Annotated in this window: 15 protein-coding genes and 3 pseudogenes; 16 read left to right on the top strand and 2 right to left on the bottom strand. The window is 50.3% G+C overall.

The genetic code is table 11. From position 1 onward, the window contains the following. Both rfbA and BMY30_RS01525 read left to right on the top strand, forming a co-directional pair. Nucleotides 1-876, top strand: coding sequence for a glucose-1-phosphate thymidylyltransferase RfbA (gene rfbA / locus BMY30_RS01530; protein WP_170840042.1), 876 nt, complete (start codon nt 1-3; stop codon nt 874-876). Between the two features lie 40 nt (nt 877-916). Continuing rightward, a complete protein-coding gene (locus BMY30_RS01525; RefSeq protein ID WP_089709918.1) occupies nt 917-2,005 on the top strand; it encodes a DegT/DnrJ/EryC1/StrS family aminotransferase in 1,089 nt (362 codons plus the stop codon). 126 nt (nt 2,006-2,131) lie between these two features. Here BMY30_RS01525 and BMY30_RS01520 read toward each other — a convergent pair. After that, a protein-coding gene (locus tag BMY30_RS01520) for an IS630 family transposase (protein ID WP_089709916.1) occupies nt 2,132-3,146 on the bottom strand; the annotation gives its coding sequence in 2 pieces (ribosomal slippage) (nt 2,132-2,758 and nt 2,760-3,146; 1,014 coding nt in all). Between the two features lie 91 nt (nt 3,147-3,237). Here BMY30_RS01520 and BMY30_RS01515 point away from each other — a divergent pair. The 5 genes from BMY30_RS01515 (at nt 3,238) to BMY30_RS01495 (ending at nt 8,743) form a co-directional block, all read left to right on the top strand. Continuing rightward, nucleotides 3,238-4,656: an IS1380 family transposase gene (locus BMY30_RS01515; protein ID WP_089709914.1), complete on the top strand. Its 1,419-nt coding sequence runs from the start codon at nt 3,238-3,240 to the stop codon at nt 4,654-4,656. 241 nt (nt 4,657-4,897) lie between these two features. Continuing rightward, on the top strand, nt 4,898-5,617 hold the full coding sequence (locus tag BMY30_RS01510; protein ID WP_089709912.1) for a dTDP-4-amino-4,6-dideoxyglucose formyltransferase: 720 nt from the start codon (nt 4,898-4,900) through the stop codon (nt 5,615-5,617). After that, complete coding sequence (locus tag BMY30_RS01505) at nt 5,614-6,810, top strand: TDP-N-acetylfucosamine:lipid II N-acetylfucosaminyltransferase family protein (protein ID WP_089709910.1); 1,197 nt, start codon at nt 5,614-5,616, stop codon at nt 6,808-6,810. Before BMY30_RS01510 ends, BMY30_RS01505 begins: the two co-directional genes overlap by 4 nt. Then, a complete protein-coding gene (locus BMY30_RS01500; protein WP_089709907.1) occupies nt 6,807-8,240 on the top strand; it encodes an oligosaccharide flippase family protein in 1,434 nt (477 codons plus the stop codon). Before BMY30_RS01505 ends, BMY30_RS01500 begins: the two co-directional genes overlap by 4 nt. A 41-nt stretch (nt 8,241-8,281) precedes the next feature. Then, complete coding sequence (locus tag BMY30_RS01495; protein ID WP_089709905.1) at nt 8,282-8,743, top strand: DDE-type integrase/transposase/recombinase; 462 nt, start codon at nt 8,282-8,284, stop codon at nt 8,741-8,743. 150 nt (nt 8,744-8,893) lie between these two features. Here BMY30_RS01495 and BMY30_RS01490 read toward each other — a convergent pair. Next, a pseudogene (locus BMY30_RS01490) lies at nt 8,894-10,176 on the bottom strand (IS110 family RNA-guided transposase). Nucleotides 10,177-10,246: 70 nt separating this feature from the next. Between BMY30_RS01490 and BMY30_RS18415 the strand changes: the two are divergent. The 9 genes and pseudogenes from BMY30_RS18415 to BMY30_RS18410 form a co-directional block, all read left to right on the top strand. Further along, nucleotides 10,247-10,624, top strand: a complete 378-nt coding sequence (locus BMY30_RS18415) for an integrase core domain-containing protein (protein ID WP_170840041.1) — start codon at nt 10,247-10,249, stop codon at nt 10,622-10,624. A gap of 69 nt (nt 10,625-10,693) precedes the next feature. Next, nucleotides 10,694-10,849: a transposase family protein gene (locus tag BMY30_RS17490; protein WP_139195450.1), complete on the top strand. Its 156-nt coding sequence runs from the start codon at nt 10,694-10,696 to the stop codon at nt 10,847-10,849. Between the two features lie 9 nt (nt 10,850-10,858). Next, nucleotides 10,859-11,113 carry a hypothetical protein gene (locus tag BMY30_RS01480; protein WP_089709902.1) on the top strand — a complete coding sequence of 85 codons (255 nt, stop codon included), beginning with the start codon at nt 10,859-10,861 and terminating at the stop codon, nt 11,111-11,113. Nucleotides 11,114-11,180: 67 nt separating this feature from the next. Further along, nucleotides 11,181-12,299 (top strand): annotated as a pseudogene (locus BMY30_RS01475) (ISAs1 family transposase). Between the two features lie 80 nt (nt 12,300-12,379). Continuing rightward, complete coding sequence (locus BMY30_RS17485) at nt 12,380-13,327, top strand: hypothetical protein (protein ID WP_139195449.1); 948 nt, start codon at nt 12,380-12,382, stop codon at nt 13,325-13,327. A gap of 916 nt (nt 13,328-14,243) precedes the next feature. Then, nucleotides 14,244-15,260, top strand: coding sequence for a UDP-glucose 4-epimerase GalE (gene galE, locus BMY30_RS01470; protein WP_089709900.1), 1,017 nt, complete (start codon nt 14,244-14,246; stop codon nt 15,258-15,260). 71 nt (nt 15,261-15,331) lie between these two features. Then, nucleotides 15,332-16,435, top strand: a complete 1,104-nt coding sequence (locus BMY30_RS17475; protein ID WP_139195448.1) for a glycosyltransferase family protein — start codon at nt 15,332-15,334, stop codon at nt 16,433-16,435. A 106-nt stretch (nt 16,436-16,541) separates the two neighbouring features. Then, on the top strand, nt 16,542-17,645 hold the full coding sequence (locus tag BMY30_RS01465; RefSeq protein WP_089709898.1) for a glycosyltransferase: 1,104 nt from the start codon (nt 16,542-16,544) through the stop codon (nt 17,643-17,645). A gap of 344 nt (nt 17,646-17,989) precedes the next feature. Continuing rightward, nucleotides 17,990-18,148, top strand: a pseudogene (locus tag BMY30_RS18410) (DapH/DapD/GlmU-related protein); the annotation flags it as partial. Nucleotides 18,149-18,266 lie beyond the last annotated feature (118 nt).

Raw genomic sequence — 18,266 nt, 5'->3', positions numbered from 1 at the left:
ATGGCACGTAAAGGCATCATCCTCGCCGGTGGCTCCGGCACCAGGTTGTACCCCCTCACTATGGGGGTCTCAAAGCAGCTGCTGCCGATCTACGACAAGCCGATGATCTACTACCCGCTGTCAGTGCTGATGCTGACCGGTATCCGCGAAGTGCTGATCATCACCACGCCGGAAGACATTGACAGCTTCGAGCGTCTGCTAGGCGACGGCAGCCAGTTTGGTATCGAGCTCAGTTATGTCAAGCAGCCCAGTCCTGATGGCCTTGCCCAAGCCTTTATCATCGGTGAGGACTTTATTGGCAGCGACAGCGTTTGCCTGATGCTGGGCGACAATATCTTCTACGGTCAAGGCTTTACGCCTAAATTGCTGCAAGCGACGAGCCAGCAGAGCGGTGCCACGGTGTTCGGCTACCAGGTCAAGGATCCTGAGCGTTTTGGTGTCGTTGAGTTTGATGAACAGCAGCGTGCCATCTCTATTGAGGAGAAACCGGCCAAGCCCAGATCACACTTTGCGGTCACAGGGCTCTACTTCTACGACAATGATGTGATCGAGATCGCGAAGCGTGTCGAGCCATCGCACCGCGGTGAGCTGGAAATCACCAGCATTAACCAGGCCTATCTGGAACGCGGCGACATCAACGTCGAGCTGCTGGGCCGCGGGTTCGCGTGGCTGGATACCGGCACTCACGAGAGCTTGCTGGAAGCCGCCCAGTTCGTCGAAACCATAGAGAAGAGGCAGGGCTACAAGATCGCCTGCTTGGAAGAGATAGCCTGGCGCAACGGCTGGATGAGTAAGGCCAAGTTGATGGCCGCAGGCGAGCGCCTGGCCAAGAATGGCTATGGGCAGTATCTGCTCTCCCTGATTGAAGACGAATAAGTCTTTCCCCGATTTCCCCTTGTCGAAGGTTTACTCCTCCATGATTCCAGTGACCAAGCCCTACCTGCCCAGCCGTGAAAAGCTGGACCGCTATATTGACGGCATCTATGAGCGTCAGTTGCTGACGAACAACGGCCCACTGGTAGAGGAACTGACGCGGCGCCTGGAGGAGCACCTGGAGGTCGAGAACCTGCTGCTGGTTTCCAACGGTACCCTGGCGTTGCAGATCGCCTATCGAGCGCTGGGAATCAGCGGCGGTGAAGCATCTGCCGAAGCGATCACGACCCCCTTTACCTTTGTGGCCACAGCCAGCTCGCTGAAGTGGGAAGGGGTGGATCCGGTTTTCGTGGATATCGACGCAGATACCTGGTGCCTGGATCCTGAGCTGGTTGAGTCAGCCATTTCGCCCCGCACCCGCGCCATTGTGCCGGTTCACGTTTTTGGCAACGCCTGTGACGTGGAATCCATCGATGATATTGGCCGCTTGCACGGATTGAAGGTGGTTTACGACGCCTCCCACGCGTTCGGCGTGGACTACAAAGGCGAAAGTCTTCTCAAACACGGCGATGCCGCCACCCTCAGCTTTCACGCCACTAAGCTGTTCCACACAGGCGAGGGTGGTGCCATTATCTTCAAGCGCAAGGAAGACTTAGAGCGCGCCAAGAAAATGATCAACTTCGGCATCACCGGGCCGGAGAGTATTGAAGAGCTGGGCATTAACGCCAAGATGAACGAATTGCAGGCGGCGATGGGTTTGTGCGTGCTGGATGAAATGGAAACTAACATGGCCGCGCGGCACGCAGTTTGGGAAACCTACGAACGTGAACTTGCTGCATCAGTACAACTGCAAAAGCAGAGTAGTAACCTGACCTACAATTCAGCCTACTTTCCCGCAGTATTCGAGAGTGAGTCGGTGGCAGTGCAGATGGCAGATTTTCTGAAAGAAAACGGAATTCTGGCCCGCCGTTACTTCTTCCCCTCGCTGGAAACAGTAGATATTTTAGGTCACAAGGATCGTCAGCCAGTTTCCAGTGACATAGCCGGGAGAATCCTCTGTCTGCCTATCTACTCAGAGCTCACATCCACAGAGCAAAGGAGAATCGTTACTCTGGTTCGCAGGTGCGGGTGACCAATACTGTGAATGTTTCTGAGTGGTTAGAAGAACGAGCTAATTTCAAGACCATATAAGTACTCGCCCTAGCTTTAGGTTAACGCGGCTTATTCATGAGGGCGACCTGAAAACGAAGATAAGTGGCTATTCAAAATTAATCGCGTGGTCAGATCCGTAGCCACCGAGTAGGCGATAGACCTCGTTGCAGAGACGATCAAACGAGAGGTAGGCACTTAACGGCAGCCATGCGTATTTCATCTGCCGCCACAGAATCTCAATCAGATTCAGCTCTGGCGAGTAAGCCGATAGGTAGACCAGGTGCACGCGATGCGACATCCACTCCACTATCTTCTGTCTGAAGGCCTTGGAGCGATGCATGCTGGCATTATCGAGCACCACGACGGCGAAGGTATCGGGGTCTTTCTGGGACACAAACTGGTCAAATGCTTCGATGACCGTCTCGGTCGTCACCGGTTCCGTGGTGGTGTGGTAGACCAGCTTCCCTGCTCGGCTGAGGAACCCCAGGACGTTCAGCCTTCGGCTATGAGAGTAGGCGGTCACTTCGAAGGGCTGACCAATGGGACTCCACGCGTATGGAACCGACGAAGATTGTGAAAAGTCCAACTCATCAAAGTAGTAAAGCTCGTGTTCGCCTTGGTCTTCCCGCTGCTTAAGCACCTCGAGGAGGCCTTGAGTGTTGCGGAAATCCGCTTCGTCACGCCGTGCCTTCAGGGAATGCCGAATGCGCTTGAAGCTGAGATCATTTTTTTTTCAACGCCCGGCGAAGGGTCACCGTGCTGACCGTCTTGCCGGTCTCTTCTTGAAAGCGAGCCTGTAAGGATCGAATCTGGTGAGGCTGCTCGGCGACCATCTCCTGTAGTCGCTGGTGGTCGTGCTCATCCAGGATTGGTGTGCGACCACTGCGGGGCTTGTCGATGAGCCCGTCGAGCCCCGACGCCTCCCACTGTTTGAGCCATCGAGATACGGCATCGCGTCGGACCTGCAGTATCTCACTGATCTGGTCGATGGTATGGCCTTGATCACTCAGCAGGATGGCATGCGCTCGTCGACGTAGGGCACGCTTCTCACCATGATGATAGGCGGAGGTCAGCGTCTGCTGTTCAGATTCAGTAAGAGGGGCAACGAAGCGCCTTGCCATGGTTCCGTCCGTGTCAGATATCCTTACGCGCATTATACACGAAAACTTTAGACTAGGCACTTAGCGGATGGTATCCTCCTGAAAAATCAGTGTGTTCCGCCAAGAACCTGATCCAAGAGAACCATCCGCTATGGGTGAAAGCCTATCCACCTGGACGCCCTCCTGCAACGGCTCTGTCCGTGTCGAGCTGAGCGGCCATCGAACCACCAGCGACAGCGGCGCTCTGCTGCTGCGTGAAGCCCTCGACAACAGCGGCGTGATTGAGGCGCTCGAAGACAACCTGGTCGATCCGCGCCATCCGCTGCGCATCCGCCACTCGCTGGCCAGCCAGCTGCGTACCCTGGTGCTGCAACGCGCCATGGGTTGGATCGACCTCAGCGATACCGACGCGCTGCGGCGTGACCTGCTCTGGCAGCTGGCCTGCAGCGATGCACGAGGGATGACGCCCCTGGCCCAGGACCGGCCCTCTCAAGCCACGTTGTCGCGGCTGCTGACCTGCCTCGGGCGTAACGACAATATCGATGCCGTGCACGAAGGCCTGCTGCGACTGGTGGTCTGGCGCCTGACCTCGCTGAAGAACGGCGAGCGCCCCGAGCAGCTGACCTTGGACATCGACGGCCTGCCGATCGAGGTCCACGGGCATCAGGGCGGCTCGGCGTTTCACGGGCTTTACGGGGCACGGATCTACTCGCCGCTGGTCGCCTCGCTAGCTGAAACCGGCGACATGGTGGGCGGCCTGCTGCGGGAGGGCAACGCCGGCCCGGCCGAGAATGCCGATACCTGGATCCCGCACCTTGTACGGCGGCTCAACGAGAGTACCGGGGCCCGGGTACGGGTACGCATCGACGCCGGTTTCACCGACAACGCGACGCTGGAGGCCCTGGAAGAGCGCAACATCGAGTACTTGGGGCGGCTGCGCAGTCACTCGGGCCTCCAGAAGCTGGCGGCACCGTACCTGAAACGGCCTCGAGGCCGCCCGCCCGAGCAACCTCGGGAGTGGTGCCACGACCTGGAGTACCAAGCCGGTTCCTGGCCAGCGCCACGGCGCGTGGTGCTGGTGGTGCAGGAACGTCCCGATGATCTGCTGCTGCATGCCTTCTTCCTGGTCACCAACCTCGGCAAGTTCGACTGGCCGCCGGAGAAGGTCCTGGCGCTCTACCGCAAACGCGGCAGCGCCGAGGCCCACATGGGCGAGGTGAAGTCGGCGCTCGACGTACACCTCTCATCGACGGATCGGGGTGCCTCCACCGTCCAGAACGTGATGGCCCGCAACGAGGTAAATCTGCTGCTGAACCTCTATGCCTACCAGGTCCTGCATGGGCTGCGGCGCTTGCTGGAGAGCCGCACGCACCAGGGATGGAGCCTGAGCCGGATGCGCGAACAGGTGCTCAAGGTCGCCGCCACGCTATCGCTGCATGCCCGGCGCATTACCGTTCACCTCGGCGATGCCGCCGACAAATGGTGGCCCACCTTGCTGAAGGGGCTGCCTCGGCTGACGGCGCTGGTCTGACACTCGACCTCACCGTGATCCAATCAGCCACAGAGCGGCCACCATGGAGGCCGACGATCACGGCTGCGCCGGCGTCAGATATCTATTCTCAATAGTTATGAAGTGACTGCCCATAAGCCGAATGGGGAATAAGTCAACCGGCTACTCAGTCGCCTGATGACATCGAAGCGGGCCGATACTGGCAGCCTCTCGGTTCAGCACCCTCTTTCGGCACCCTGATGAATGAGGCGGGGTTAACTCAATGAAAGTTTTTTTTCTTACTGATAATAAAATTTGGTTCGATTTTCTAGAAGCTTGGAAAAAAAAACGGCGGGAGAATATTCTGATTTACTGTTCTCCGGCCGGTGCACAGATATTTTCAGAGGAGATTGATTCCAGTCGGATATCGATACTTGATGTTAAAAATAGCTTTGATGAAGTAAAGGTTGAGTTTGATATAGGCTTTTCATGCCACTGCAAGCAAATTTTCCCGAAATCCTTGGTCGAAATCATTCCTTGTTTTAATTTCCACCCAGGCCTGAATCCTTATAATAGGGGTTGGTTTCCGCAAGTTTTCTCTATCATCAACGGAATGCCGGTTGGTGCTACTTTGCATAAAATGGATTCCAAGATTGACCATGGGCCGGTGATCGCACAGAGAGCTATCTCTATTAATTCGTGGGATACATCAAAGTCTGTTTATGAGCGAGTACTAGATGCAGAGTTTGAGTTATTCGATATTTGGATCGAACGTCTTCTGACAGGAGATTTTGAGGAAATAGAGCTGAACGACGAGGGGAACTACAATTCTATATCAGACTTCAATGACCTTTGTGAAATAGACCTAGATCGTAAAGTTAGCCTAAGAGAGGCAATTGACTTCTTTCGAGCAATGTCTTTTGAAGGATACGATAATGCATATTTTTATGATGAAGATGGCCGAAAAGTGTTTGTATCATTAAGCCTGAAAGTTGTTCAATGAAAATCCTTCACTTAGCCACAGACGAAAAGTTTCTGGACCACGCTATCCCCGTGTTCGAAAAAGTGTATCCGGGCGCAAATGACGTTTACGTCTTTGCTGAAAAAACTCCACTAAAGTATGTGAAGCTTAATCCTGATTATATAGAAACAAAAAGAAGTCGTTTTTTTTATAAGAAGCCAAAGTTGGACAAAAAAGCATACACAAAATATGATTTGATCATATTTCATTCTTTAGGGGTTTCTACCTATCCGGAGCTGAAGAATGTTCCAGACGATACGCCAACGGTCTGGCTCGGCTGGGGGTTTGATTACTATAATGAATTGCTAAAAAATTTCCCACTGCATCTTGATGCCACACAGAAAATATATAGTCGTCTGTTAGCAAGTAACAAAAAGCGTAGAGTCGCTGCGTTGGTCAAAGACTTTTTGCATTTTTTTTGGTCACGAAACGACAAAATTCGAGCGGTTGAGAAAATATCAGTATTTTCCCCGGTTCTCCCAGAAGAGTACGAGTTAGTAAAAAAATCTAGAGATTGGAAATGTTTTCCAAAATACGCTTCTTGGAATTACGGCACGATGGAAGACAATCTCGTTAAAGGATTTGAAGGCGAAACCGTTACCGGTAATGCCATTCTCGTCGGTAATAGCGCTACATACACAGGGAATCACGCGGATGTTTTCGACTTACTCCAAAAGTTAAAGGTTAACGATAGGAAAGTAGTTGCGCCGCTGAGTTACGGTGATCCTCAACTGGCGAAAGAATTGACTTGTATGGGTCGGGAGTATTTTTCAATTCACTTTGAGCCACTGATAGATTTCATGCCCATTGAAGACTACGTCTCCATCATCAAAAAGTGCGGCTATGTGATTATGAATCACATCCGCCAACAGGCGGTTGGCAATATAGTGATTATGCTTTACCTAGGCGCACGAGTGTTCGTGAGACATGAAAACCCTGTATATGACTTCTTCAAGAAATCCGGTGTGGTAATCTCCACCGTTCAAGAGCTGGAGGCGGATCCGGGGCTACTGAACCAGCCGCTGACAGAAGACGAGCGGCGCTGCAATAAGGTATTTGTTAGTGATTACTGGTCTCGTGATAAAGCTTATGAGCGGACACGAGAACTTGTAGAGATGGCACTTATCAAAGGTAGTGTTGCAAGTCCAGCTGTTTTGAGTGATACAGTAAAGTGACCCCTAGGAAAATCGCCGCCTTCGCCATCGGCCCTATCGGCGGAGCTCTGCTTGGGCTAATTTCGCTACCGATCATTACGTGGTTCTTCTCCCAAGAAGATGTGGGAAGAATGGCCATGCTACAGGTGACCATCGGTTTCAGTACGCTCCTTTTTAGTCTGGGTCTCGATCAGGCCTATGTGCGCGAGTTTCATGAGGTTATTGATAAGTCATCACTGCTGAAAGGGGCTTTGTTTCCGGGCCTCATCTTGCTCGTCACCGCACTGACGACATTGTTGGTGTTTGGCGGTACCTTAGCCAGCTGGCTATTTGAGATCCCAGAGTGGCATCTCAGCTTACTGGCATCAACTGCATTGCTGGCGGCATTCATCTCTCGCTTTCTGTCCTTGGTATTGAGAATGAATGAGCAGGGCTTGGCCTATTCGATGAGCCAGCTACTTCCCAAGCTTCTACTGCTAGCTGTGATTGGCACTTATGTGGTGATAGGCGCTAAAAAGTCCCTTACCAATCTTGTCATTGCCAATACGTCTGCTCTGGTTTTTGTTTGCATAGTGTTTGCCTACAATACGCGGCGTGAATTGCTAGCCAGCGTGACGGCGTCCCTGGATATCGAGCATCTGAAGCATATGCTCCGCTTCGGTTTGCCATTGATACTGGGCGGCATCGCGTTTTGGGGGCTCACCGCTATCGATAAAATATTTCTGCGCACTCTTGCTAGCTTTGAAGAGCTTGGCTTGTACTCGGTGGCTGTAAGTTTCGCTGCAGCAGCCACCATCCTGCAAAGCGTGTTTTCGACCATTTGGGCACCTACCGTATATAAATGGGCGAGCAAAGGTGAAGGGTTAGAAAATGTTCACAAGGTGATTCGCTATATTCTAGCCCTTGTGGTAATTGGTTTCTGCTTGGCAGGATTGCTTTCTTGGGTTATCACTTTCTTTCTGCCCCCTAAATATGATGCCGTACAATGGATCGTCGTATCCTGTTTAGGATTTCCTTTGCTTTATACGCTCTCCGAAACCACCGTGGTGGGAATTGGAATTTCTAGACGCAGCAGTTTTGGCATGGTAGCGGCGATTTTAAGTTTTGCTATAAATCTATTCGGCAACTGGCTTTTGATCCCTCATTTTGGAGCCGCTGGAGCAGCGGTTAGCACCTGCATTTCTTTTTGGGTGTTTTTCGTTCTTAGGACTGAATTTTCTATCTACCTTTGGAAAAGCTTGCCTAGGCTGCTGCTCTATGCCTTTACTCTGGCCTGCGTTTCCGGAGCCGCGATGTTCACCCTTTGGGGAAAGCCACTTAGCAGCTTGATGGCGGCATACTGGATACTTCTCCTGTGTGCTGCAGTCTATACTTTCATGAGTGAAATAAGAAATGCTGCGGCATATGTTTTTGAAAAGTGTAAGGCGAGAAAAGTCATTTGCAGATTATAGTTCAATTTATTTATTTCTTTTTAGGTTGGCGATAAACCTCCTTGTCGGACCTTGAAGAGGCCGCCGCGATCACCTTTCGGCGCACCACCTGGCTCGCCCTGTATGACTGCCTCTTTGCGCTCCAGCGCTTTATCCCTCATCTGACGAGGTCGAGCCTGCATCGGCTGTATTGGCGCCACGGCATCAGCCGGCTACCTCGTCAGACCGATGAGGCAACGGACAAGCCGTCATTCAAACACTACCCGATCGGCTACCTGCATATGGACATCTGCGAGGTCCGCACCGGGGAGGGCAAGCCGTATCTGTTCGTGGCCGTCGACCGCACCTCCAAGTTTGTGTATGCCCGGCTCTATCGCAAGGCACAGCGGGAACAGGCGGCTGAGTTCCTCGAAGACGTGCTGCAACAGCTGCCGTATCGGGTTCACACCGTACTGACAGATAACGGGCTACCTGCGGTTGCCGTGGCATCATGGACAAAAAGATCCTTGCCGATGTCAGCATAGCTCAGACATCAGCAAGGTAAATCATTCCTGGCAGCCCGCCATATCCGTATCGGTGGCTCACCATAGTGACAGGAGTCCGAACCAAGGTGTTCGGCTCGACAGGGCTTAACAGAGGCTCATGGCATCCTGGCGGGCGGGCTCAACCATTATCTACGGGGTCCTTGCGGCCCTACGGCTTTGTAGAGAAGTCCCGCCGCCAGGAATGCAGTACTCATGATAGCCGCGATAGTCGACGTCATGCTTGATCAGGGCATGTGCCACCCGGGCCATCTTCACCGCCACGGCCGTTAGCGCTTTCCGCCTAAGGTCTCCATTGGAGGGATCTGTCCCGATGTAGCGGTCGAATTTGGTGCGAAAGCTGTTTTCTCGCATCCGGAGGCGACTGTCGCCGCGAGCCAGTAGGCATAGCGCAGCCGAGCATTGCCACGCTTGGCTAGTCGATAACGACTACACGTGTTGCCGCTCTGCGACGCGGCGAGGTTGAAACCACAAAACTTCAAGTATTGGCGATGGTGCGAGAAACGCCGCAAGTCCCCGCTCTCCGCCAAAATCATCAAGGCAATGATTGGCCCCACGCCGGGAAGCGTCTGAAGGCGAGCGAAGTCCTTGTTATCTCTCATGCACGTCGTTGCCATCGCCTCCAAGGCCTGACGTTGCTCGGTCAGTGAGAGGTACTGCTTCACCTGAAGCCGGAAAGTGTGCACCGCGGGAGAATCCGGCACGACCGGCAGGCCCATGCTGGTCTGAGCTGCTTCGTAGATGCCTTCTAGAAACTGCTGCTTGGCTACCTTGCGCCCCACGCTCTCCCAGGCGGCTTCGACAAACGCCTCGCGGGTCAACGCAGTGATATTGGCTGGTGTGGGAAACGCCAGCAGGAAATGACAGAACCAGTGGGCTCGGGAAGCACTGAGATAGCGTTCCATCTCCGGGAAGTACAGCGCCAAGTAGTGGTTGACCAGGCTATGCTGGCAGCGTGTTCGGGCTCGAGCGACCTGCTGGTAGGTATTCGAGATCTCCTGGAGGTCGAAGTATCCTTCGTGGAGGGGATCATGAAAGGGATGTGTCATGCCTTGGGTCAGCAGATACATCAGAACACGCGCATCCTTTCGGTCATGCTTGTCCCACGAGGTATACAAGGCCTCTCGAACCCGAGCGCCTGCCAAAGATGAGGCGAGGTGCACCGATATCCCTGCCTGAGCCAGCCGGTAGGCAATAGGCCGATGAAAGTCCGCTGTGGGCTCCAGCACGGCCAGCACAGGGGCGTCCTGCTGTTGCAAGAATTGAATCAGGTCGTCGTGCCCAGCGCGTGTGTTGGGCATTTTAAGCACCTTTTCACGACCATCGGGCCAGCGAACCAGTACATCGTGGTAACGCTTGGCAATATCGATCGCGACACACACGGTGTCTGGCATAAGCTGAGTGGAGGCAGCCATCGTCGGTCTCCTTGTGATGATGTGGGTCACACAAGGATCTCTTAGGCCACGATGGCTGCCGCTAACCAGAATGTTCCGTAGGTACTACGGCTCGCAGTTTGCCAAGCGACCAGGGACAGAATCCTACAAGCCGCATCGCTTTGATGTGGTCTGCCATCAGCATGGCATCGAGCATCGCCTGACACGCCCCTTCCATCCATGGACCAACGGACAGGTTGAACGGGTGAATCGCACCATCAAGGAAGCGACCATTCGCAGCTTTCATTACGCCACCTTAGGTGAGCTGAGTGCCCATCTAAAGGACTATCTCTGGGCGTATAACAGTGCTCGCCCGCTTCGTGCGCTCAAGGGAAAAACGCCCATTGGGTTCATTCTCGAACGCTGGCAGGATGACCCCGAGAGATTCCATGATGACCCTGTCCACTACTTCCCGGGACCATACACCTAGCGAGAGCACCTCACCGATCGTCACAAGCCCTTGATTCTGCATTCAGATAGTAAGACTATAAGGTGCCAGGTGTTCCTGGAGAAGCTCTACGACCTGGGCATCACGCCGTCGTACAGCCGGCCGAGAGTCAGCAATGACAACGCCTTCTCGGAGTTGCTGTTTCGTACCTGCCAGTACCGCCCCGATTACCCGGTGGACGGCTACGAGGATCTGTCAGCGGCGTAGCGCTGGGTGATGGGCTTCGTGCAGTGGTACAACCACGAGCACCGCCACATCGCCATCCGATTCGTCACCCCGGCTGAGCGGCATGCCGGCCAGGATGACGCGGTACTGGCAAGGCGGGATGCCATCTATGCTGATGCCAAACGTCAACACCCTGGGCGTTGGAGCGTTGCCACGCGGAACTGGACGCCTCGCCGAACGGCCTGGCTGAACCCTGACCAGGAAGACCCGATCTTTCAGCAGGATCAGCAGTTAGAAGCTGCCTGATACCGTCTTCCAACAAGCTTGACAGGCATCGGTGGTCATCTAGCAGCTTTTGCTCATAGATGACCCGATGCTGACACCATCTCTTATGCACCATTTATCGATCGTTCCCGATTTTCGCCAGGCCTGTAAAGTGCAGCATCAGCTTTCGGATATTCTTTTTTTGACGGTCTGTGCGGTGATTTGTGGAGCAGAAGGTTGGGACGAAATCCAGGGTTTTGGCCACGCAAAGATCTATTTTTTCCGCCAGTACGGCGATTTTGAGGCTGGAGTGCACAGCCATGACACCTTGGCCAGGGTGATGGCCAAGGTGAATGCTGAACAGCTCCATACCGCGTTTGCCGAGTGGGTGAAGGCCTGCCATGTCGTGACGGAGGGTGCCGTGGTGGCCATTGATGGCAAGACGCTGCGAGGGTCGTACTGCCGAGGGAAGGGCAAGGGTGCGTTCCATATGGTCAGTGCCTTCAGCGCGGCGAATGGTGTGGTGCTGGGCCAGGTCAAGACGGCGGAAAAATCCAACGAGATCACGGCGATTCCCGAGCTGCTCAAGCTACTGAATCTGCAAGGCTGCCTGGTGACGATTGATGCCAAGGTGTGCTAGAAGAAGATCGCCACGCAAGTCCTGCAGAAGGGCGCGGATTTCCTGCTGTCAGTGAAGGACAACCAGCCGGCCTTGGCTGACGCCTTCGAGGCAGCGTTCCCCATGACCAAGGTGGTCAACTTTGAGGGAGATGCGTATGTCACGGACGAGAAGAACCGAGGCCGACAGGAGACGAGGTACCATATCGTTAGCGAAGTTACTGAAGAGTTTCAGGAGCTTAGCTATGAGTGGCCAGGGCTGAAGTCGGTAGGTGTGGTGATGAGTTTCCGCCAGGAAGGGAACGAGGTGCCAGAAATACCGATGATCCGTTACTACATCAGCTCAGCGGAGCTGAGCGCCAAGAAGCTCGCCGAAGCGGCCCGCCAGCATTGGTTTGTCGAGAATAAGCTCCACTGGTCGCTGGATGTGGCGCTTCGCGAAGATGCCTGCAAAATCCACCGTGGTCAGGCTGCTGAAAACCTCGCCAGGATTCGCCATATCGCCTTGAATTACCTGAAAGGGGAGACTCGTTTCAAAGGCGGCATCCGGCGAAAACAGAAGAAAGCCGCACTGGATGAGACCTATCTGGCAGACATTCTCGCGGTGTGACGGTTTTCATGCGTTTTCCCTGATTCCACACCCAACGACGAAGAGCCCATTTTTATGTCTTTCTCAGCGAGGTATAGTTCTTGAGTATATATAATAAGAAGGTGTCTTTTTTCATTGTTTTTGCATTTTATTTTTTTTCAGTTTTCCTTCTTAACTTTTATGTTTCTGGAGATCAGTATTATTATCATATGTTTTATGATGCCGCTAGTAATGGCAGTCTTCAAGATGCAATTAATCTTGGCCGTAGAATGCTCAGCGCTGGTGAGCCGATATCCCTGAGCATTCTTTGGGTTGGAGCGAAGTTAGGAGTTCCAAAAAATTTATATGTTTCCTTCTTGAATATAATTCTTTTTTTAGGTGTTTATCGTCTTTGCTGGAAGTATAGGTGCCCATGGTATGCCTTTATTCTTCTTGTGGCCAGCTATTATTTTATTGTATTAATGACTGGAGCGGAAAAACTTAAAATTGGCTATATTTTTATTATTTGGTCACTTGTTTCCTCAGGATACCTTCGATATATTCTTGTGGTATTGTCCATCACATCCCATTTTCAAATGCTAGCTTTCATAGCAGTTTTTTATTTTAAAGAAACAGTTTCTCAGGTCAATCAGATCCTTAAAAATGGAAAAACCAGCAAGCGTTTTATTTTTCTTGTGGTTTCCTCAGGTTTGGTTATTATTCCAATTTTTTGGCTTCTTTCAGAGGTGGTATTATCTAAAATAATCAGCTATTATGATGGGGAGTTAAAATTTTTTGATGCAGTCAATGTTGTTTTTTTGTTTATTATTTCTTTTATTGTTTTCCGCAGATGGGATTATCGGGTGTGGTCTGTTCTTTTGTTTGCGCCGTTTGCAATTGTGCTTGGCGATTCTAGAGTCAATATAATGGCAGTTTCTTTTTGCTTTTATTTTTTTTTAGTATACAGGAAGATGTCAAATCTATTTGTTTTGTCTTTGTTAGGATATTTTGTATTTAAATCATTTTTCTTCGTGGAATCAATTTTTATAAATGGCCATGGTTTCGGGTGAGTATGGGCGCTCTCAAGTTCTAAACAAAGCGCTATTATAGGGGGGCAGCTTGCGCACTTAACGTAGTTGTCAGTGTGCCCTGCACGTGCCCCACGCCCCAAGGGCGACACCCAGCGGCACCGCGTGACACGTCTCAATGCCTGTTGGAGCTGGGACGTGGTGCGCCACGAGGCGCCTTGGAAACGTGCAGTGATGAAAGAGCACTGCCGTTGGTCTGTCGCAGCAGATCGATAGAAGCTGAGGGCAGCTCGACCTCCGGTACGGGAGCAAGAGCGGCAAGCAGCCCTGACGACGCGGAGTCGTGCCGGCACTACCAGACGGTGCGGGATCTGCTAGCGAGACAGGACGGTGTACGAGAGGAAACCGTGCCATAAAGCCCCTCAAGAGACATCCACCCCTCTAACTTGATAGATGTGGGCGGGCGATGCCTGTCAAGCTTGTTGGAAGACGGGATCAGGCAGCTTCTAACTGCTGATCCTGCTGAAAGACCGGATCTTCCAACAAGCTTGACAGGCATCGCGGGCAGCACAGCGGGATGTGATCGAATACATCGAGATGGAGTACAACAGCTGCCGGCTCCACTCGACCCTCGGCTACCAGACGCCGAGGGAGCTTGAATTGGCAGCTGCGGCTTGAAAATGTGTTCGCTCTGACTTGACCAGAACAATCGTCGCCGGAGAGAGTGGGCAGGACTCAATCCCATTGCTTGTGCAGCTTGATGTCCATGAACCTGCTCCCGGATAAAGTGCTGTAGAAGCTCTCTGGTTGTCAGCTGAGGATAACTCATATAGCCCCTTTTATCATCCGGGACCCTATAAGCATCTGAGATTCTACACCTAGTAATTCAGACTGGCAAGATTTGGTGACAGGTCCACTACATGATTCGCGAATTTTTAGACAATGAGTTACTTTCCTCATGGCGATACTGATTACGGGCGGAGCCGGCTATATCGGCTCGCACACCGCGGTTGAATTGCTGCAGAAAGACTACGAGGTGGTGGTGCTCGACAATCTTGTCAATGGTGCCCGTGAAGCACTATACCGAGTAGAGGCCATTACCGGAAGGCGTGTGCACTTTATCGAAGGTGATGTGCGTGATCGAATACTGTTGGATCGGCTGTTTGTCGAATATGAAATCAAAGCGGTTATCCACTTCGCTGGCCTGAAGGCTGTGGGAAAAAGTTTAGAAAAGCCCCTAGCTTACTACGATACCAATGTTTATGGCACACTGGTACTTTGCCAGGCTATGGCATCGGCTGGAGTGTATCGGCTGGTGTTCAGTTCTTCGGCCACAGTCTACGGGCTGGATGCTTCTGTGCCTTATGAGGAGACCATGCCGCGGGGGGTTACCTCCAACCCCTATGGCAGCTCCAAGGCGATGGCGGAGCAGGTACTGACCGACTTGTGCCGTGCCGATGAACGCTGGTCTGTGGTATTGCTACGTTACTTCAACCCCATCGGCGCGCATCCTTCAGGGCAGATTGGCGAGGATCCCCGAGGCCTTCCCAACAATCTAATGCCATTCATCGCGCAGGTGGCGGTAGGGCGTCTGCCGCAGCTTCAGATCTTCGGAGATGACTATCCTACCCATGATGGCTCCTGCGTTCGAGACTATCTGCATGTCATGGACTTAGCCGCCGGGCATGTTGCATCACTTACTAGACTTGATACGACAGGAGTGCATATCTACAACCTAGGTACAGGGGAAGGTGTTTCGGTACTGGAGATGGTCAGGACATTCGAAAAGGTGACTGGCGAGCGGGTGCCGTATAGTATCGCCCCGCGCCGCGAAGGCGACATTGCCGCCTTCTGGGCCGATGCCAGCAAGGCTGAGCGTGAGTTGGGCTGGCGCGCCGAGCGCGGGCTCGTGATGATGGTACGTGATACTTGGAATTGGCAATCCAAAAACCCTCAAGGCTACCTCCTTCAATAGAATTGTACTTGGAACTTGAGGTAGCCGTAGCTAATCAAGATAAGCTCTCAGTTTTTTAAAGAGAAGTTTTTGTGAAAATACTGTATGTCGCTAAAGTTCTTAAATACAAAAATGCAGGCGTTAACAAAAAAATTGTTTCTCAAGTTAAGCATTGGCGTAGCCAAGGTTGCCATGTTGAGTTGGTGTTGATTACCAAAGATTCTGGAGTATCTGATGTCTTTGAGTCACTTAACCCATATGTGCTGGATCGACGAGGCACGTGGTCTACTCATGTTAAAGATTATGAGTTAGAGCGGACAGTACGACGGTTGAAGCCAGCTGTTATATATTTCAGGCTGGCTAATCTTCCTTACTTTAGTCTTGGTTCTATATTCCGCTATCCAACTGTTGTAGAAATTAATACAAGGATAAGTGAAGAGCTTTCTGTTTCCTATGGGCTTGTGAAGAGGCTTATGCTTAAGCTACAGTTTAATAACGTAGTTAATCTTGCTTCGGGATATGTTGGCGTCACATCAGAGTGCTTGTTGGGCTTGCCTGAAAAAAATAAGATACAAATTGGTAATTCTATTTCGTTTGATGAGGAGTTATATCAGGCTGCTATTCAAACGCCCAAGGTTGTAAATTCATGTGTATTTATTGGAAGCGAGGGTTGCGCTTGGCATGGGGTGGACAGATTAATGCGCCTTGCTTTTGAATGCCCCGAATTTGAGTTTTGGATTGTAGGCTACAATCGGAGTTATGTTGAATCTAAAATTTCAAAGGAGATTCCAGATAATGTTAAAATTTATGGTTATATGATAGGGAATGAACTTGATCGCCTGATGAAGAGCGCATCAATAGGTATTGGTGCATTAGCGATGGATAGGAATTCAATGAGCCACTCTTCTTCATTGAAAAATAGAGATTATCTCCAGTATGGGCTGTCAATAGTTATTCAAGGTGGTGACCCAGATATTGATGGTCTTTCAAGTGTTTTCCAGCTCCCACTAAAATTTTCTAGCGCATGTTTTAGAGATTTACTTCATAGGGCTGAAGCCCTGAGCAGGAAAAAAAGTTTGTTATTGTCGATAAAGGAAGATGTTGTAAAGGGTGTTTCTTCTGATGTGCTAGAGAGAAAACGTCTCAATTTTATTAAAAAAACATTAACTTTTAATAAAGAATTAAGAGTGAAATAAAGCTCGCATGAGTGTAGGGAATCTCCACGTCGGTCGTTGGAGCGACCATATTTAATGCGACTCTCTAGACTAATTTTTAGTCTATTAATTTAAAAAGAGTGGAAAAATGCTGTGCATTGACTTTAGTCCGATTAAAAGCGGCGGTGGAGCCCAGTTAGCCTTAAATTTTTTGGATCATTTAAAAGAAAATAACAACTTCGATGGTTGTTTTTTGTTGATTTCTGAAAAGTTTCCTTTTAAGAGTAGGGTTCCATCAGAATTTCCTGTTATATTGGCTCCCTCTTCTCCAGTTAAAAGAGTACTCTTTGAAAATTGCCGATTACGAAAAATTTTTTATGCAAAAGGCATTGATAAAGTATATACTTTTTTTGGCCCTGGGCTTCCTTGCATGCAAGGCATTAAACAAGTAGTTGGAGTAGCATACCCTATTATTTGTAATGATGAGTCTCAATATTGGCAGTATTTGGATAAAAAAGTATATTTCAGGAAAAAAATAGTAAACTTTTTTAGAAAGAAAAGGTTGAAAAGATCTGACTATTTGGTTTTTGAAACTGAGGTGATGCGTAATCGGTGTGTTAATATTCTGCCTTACAATGTAGAGAAAACATTTGTTATTCCTCCAACTCCAACTAAATACGTGACTGAGTCTTCTCGACCCTTCATGCAAGGGGGGGGGTTGAAGCTTTTAGTTCTTAGTGGGCTTGATTATCATAAAAATATTTGGCGTTTGATTGAGGTTTCAATTTTGGCAAGAAAAAAATCAATAAAATTCAACGTCGTTATTTCTTCAACAAAAAAACAGTTTTTAGTTAAGTATAATAGATTGGTAACCGATAAATTTTTAAAAATTATAGATGACTATTTCGAATTTCTTGGCCCTATACCCTCTGATGAAATCCAGAGAGCATATGATTCAGTAGATGTGGTTATAAACATTTCTGACCTTGAGAGTTTTAGTAATAATTATATGGAGGCTTGGCTTGCACGAAAACCTATAATAGCTAGTGATAGAGATTTTTCTAGGCATATATGTGGAGGTTCAGCAGTTTATGTAGAGCCGCATGCTCCCAGTTCTTTACTAGATGCGATAGAGCTTTTTTTAAATTCGGAGATAGATATTTCAAAAATGAAGGAAGAGGGGGTTGAGCGAATAAAAAGACTTCCTAGTCTTAATCAGAAAGTATCAATGCTTGAGGGGGTCTTGCGGTGAGGTTTTTTTTATTAATTACCTACGAAGCTGTTGCAAGAGTGATCTTTTCTTTACCTCGATATCGGTTGTTCAATTTCTTTAAAAAAAACCTTCTAATGTTGGTTGGCGCTAAAATTGGCCGAAATGTAATTTTTTATCCTGGTGTATGGGTTAATCCTGGATATAACCTCTCTGTTGGTGATCATGTTGATCTCGCTCTTGATGTTATTATTTCAACAAAAGGTGGAGTAAAAATAGGTGATCGCGTTCTTGTCGGTTATAGAACTCAAATTTTATCTTCCAACCATATGATTCCAGATAATAAGGGCAGGATTTTTGGTGCTGGGCATAGCTACGCCCCTGTAGAAATAGAAGATGATGTTTGGATTGGTGCTAATTGTGTTATCTTACCTGGAGTTAAAATTGGTCGAGGCGCGGTTGTCGCAGCTTCTTCAATAGTTACGAAAGACGTTTCAAGCTTCTCCGTTGTCGGCGGGAATCCTGCAAGAATTATAAGATTAAGGAGTTGACTGTGAAGCAAGTTCTTCAAGATCTAGCCAACGGCACCACCATCCTTATTGAAGCTCCATCACCCCGTACCAGTGCCGGTAGCCTGCTGATTTCAACGTCCACTACCTTAGT

Origin of the sequence: Halomonas daqiaonensis (assembly GCF_900109725.1) — a bacterium.
GTDB lineage: Bacteria > Pseudomonadota > Gammaproteobacteria > Pseudomonadales > Halomonadaceae > Halomonas > Halomonas daqiaonensis.
The sequence above is the reverse complement of the archived record's forward strand: the minus strand, read 5'-3'. Positions and strand labels throughout refer to the sequence as shown.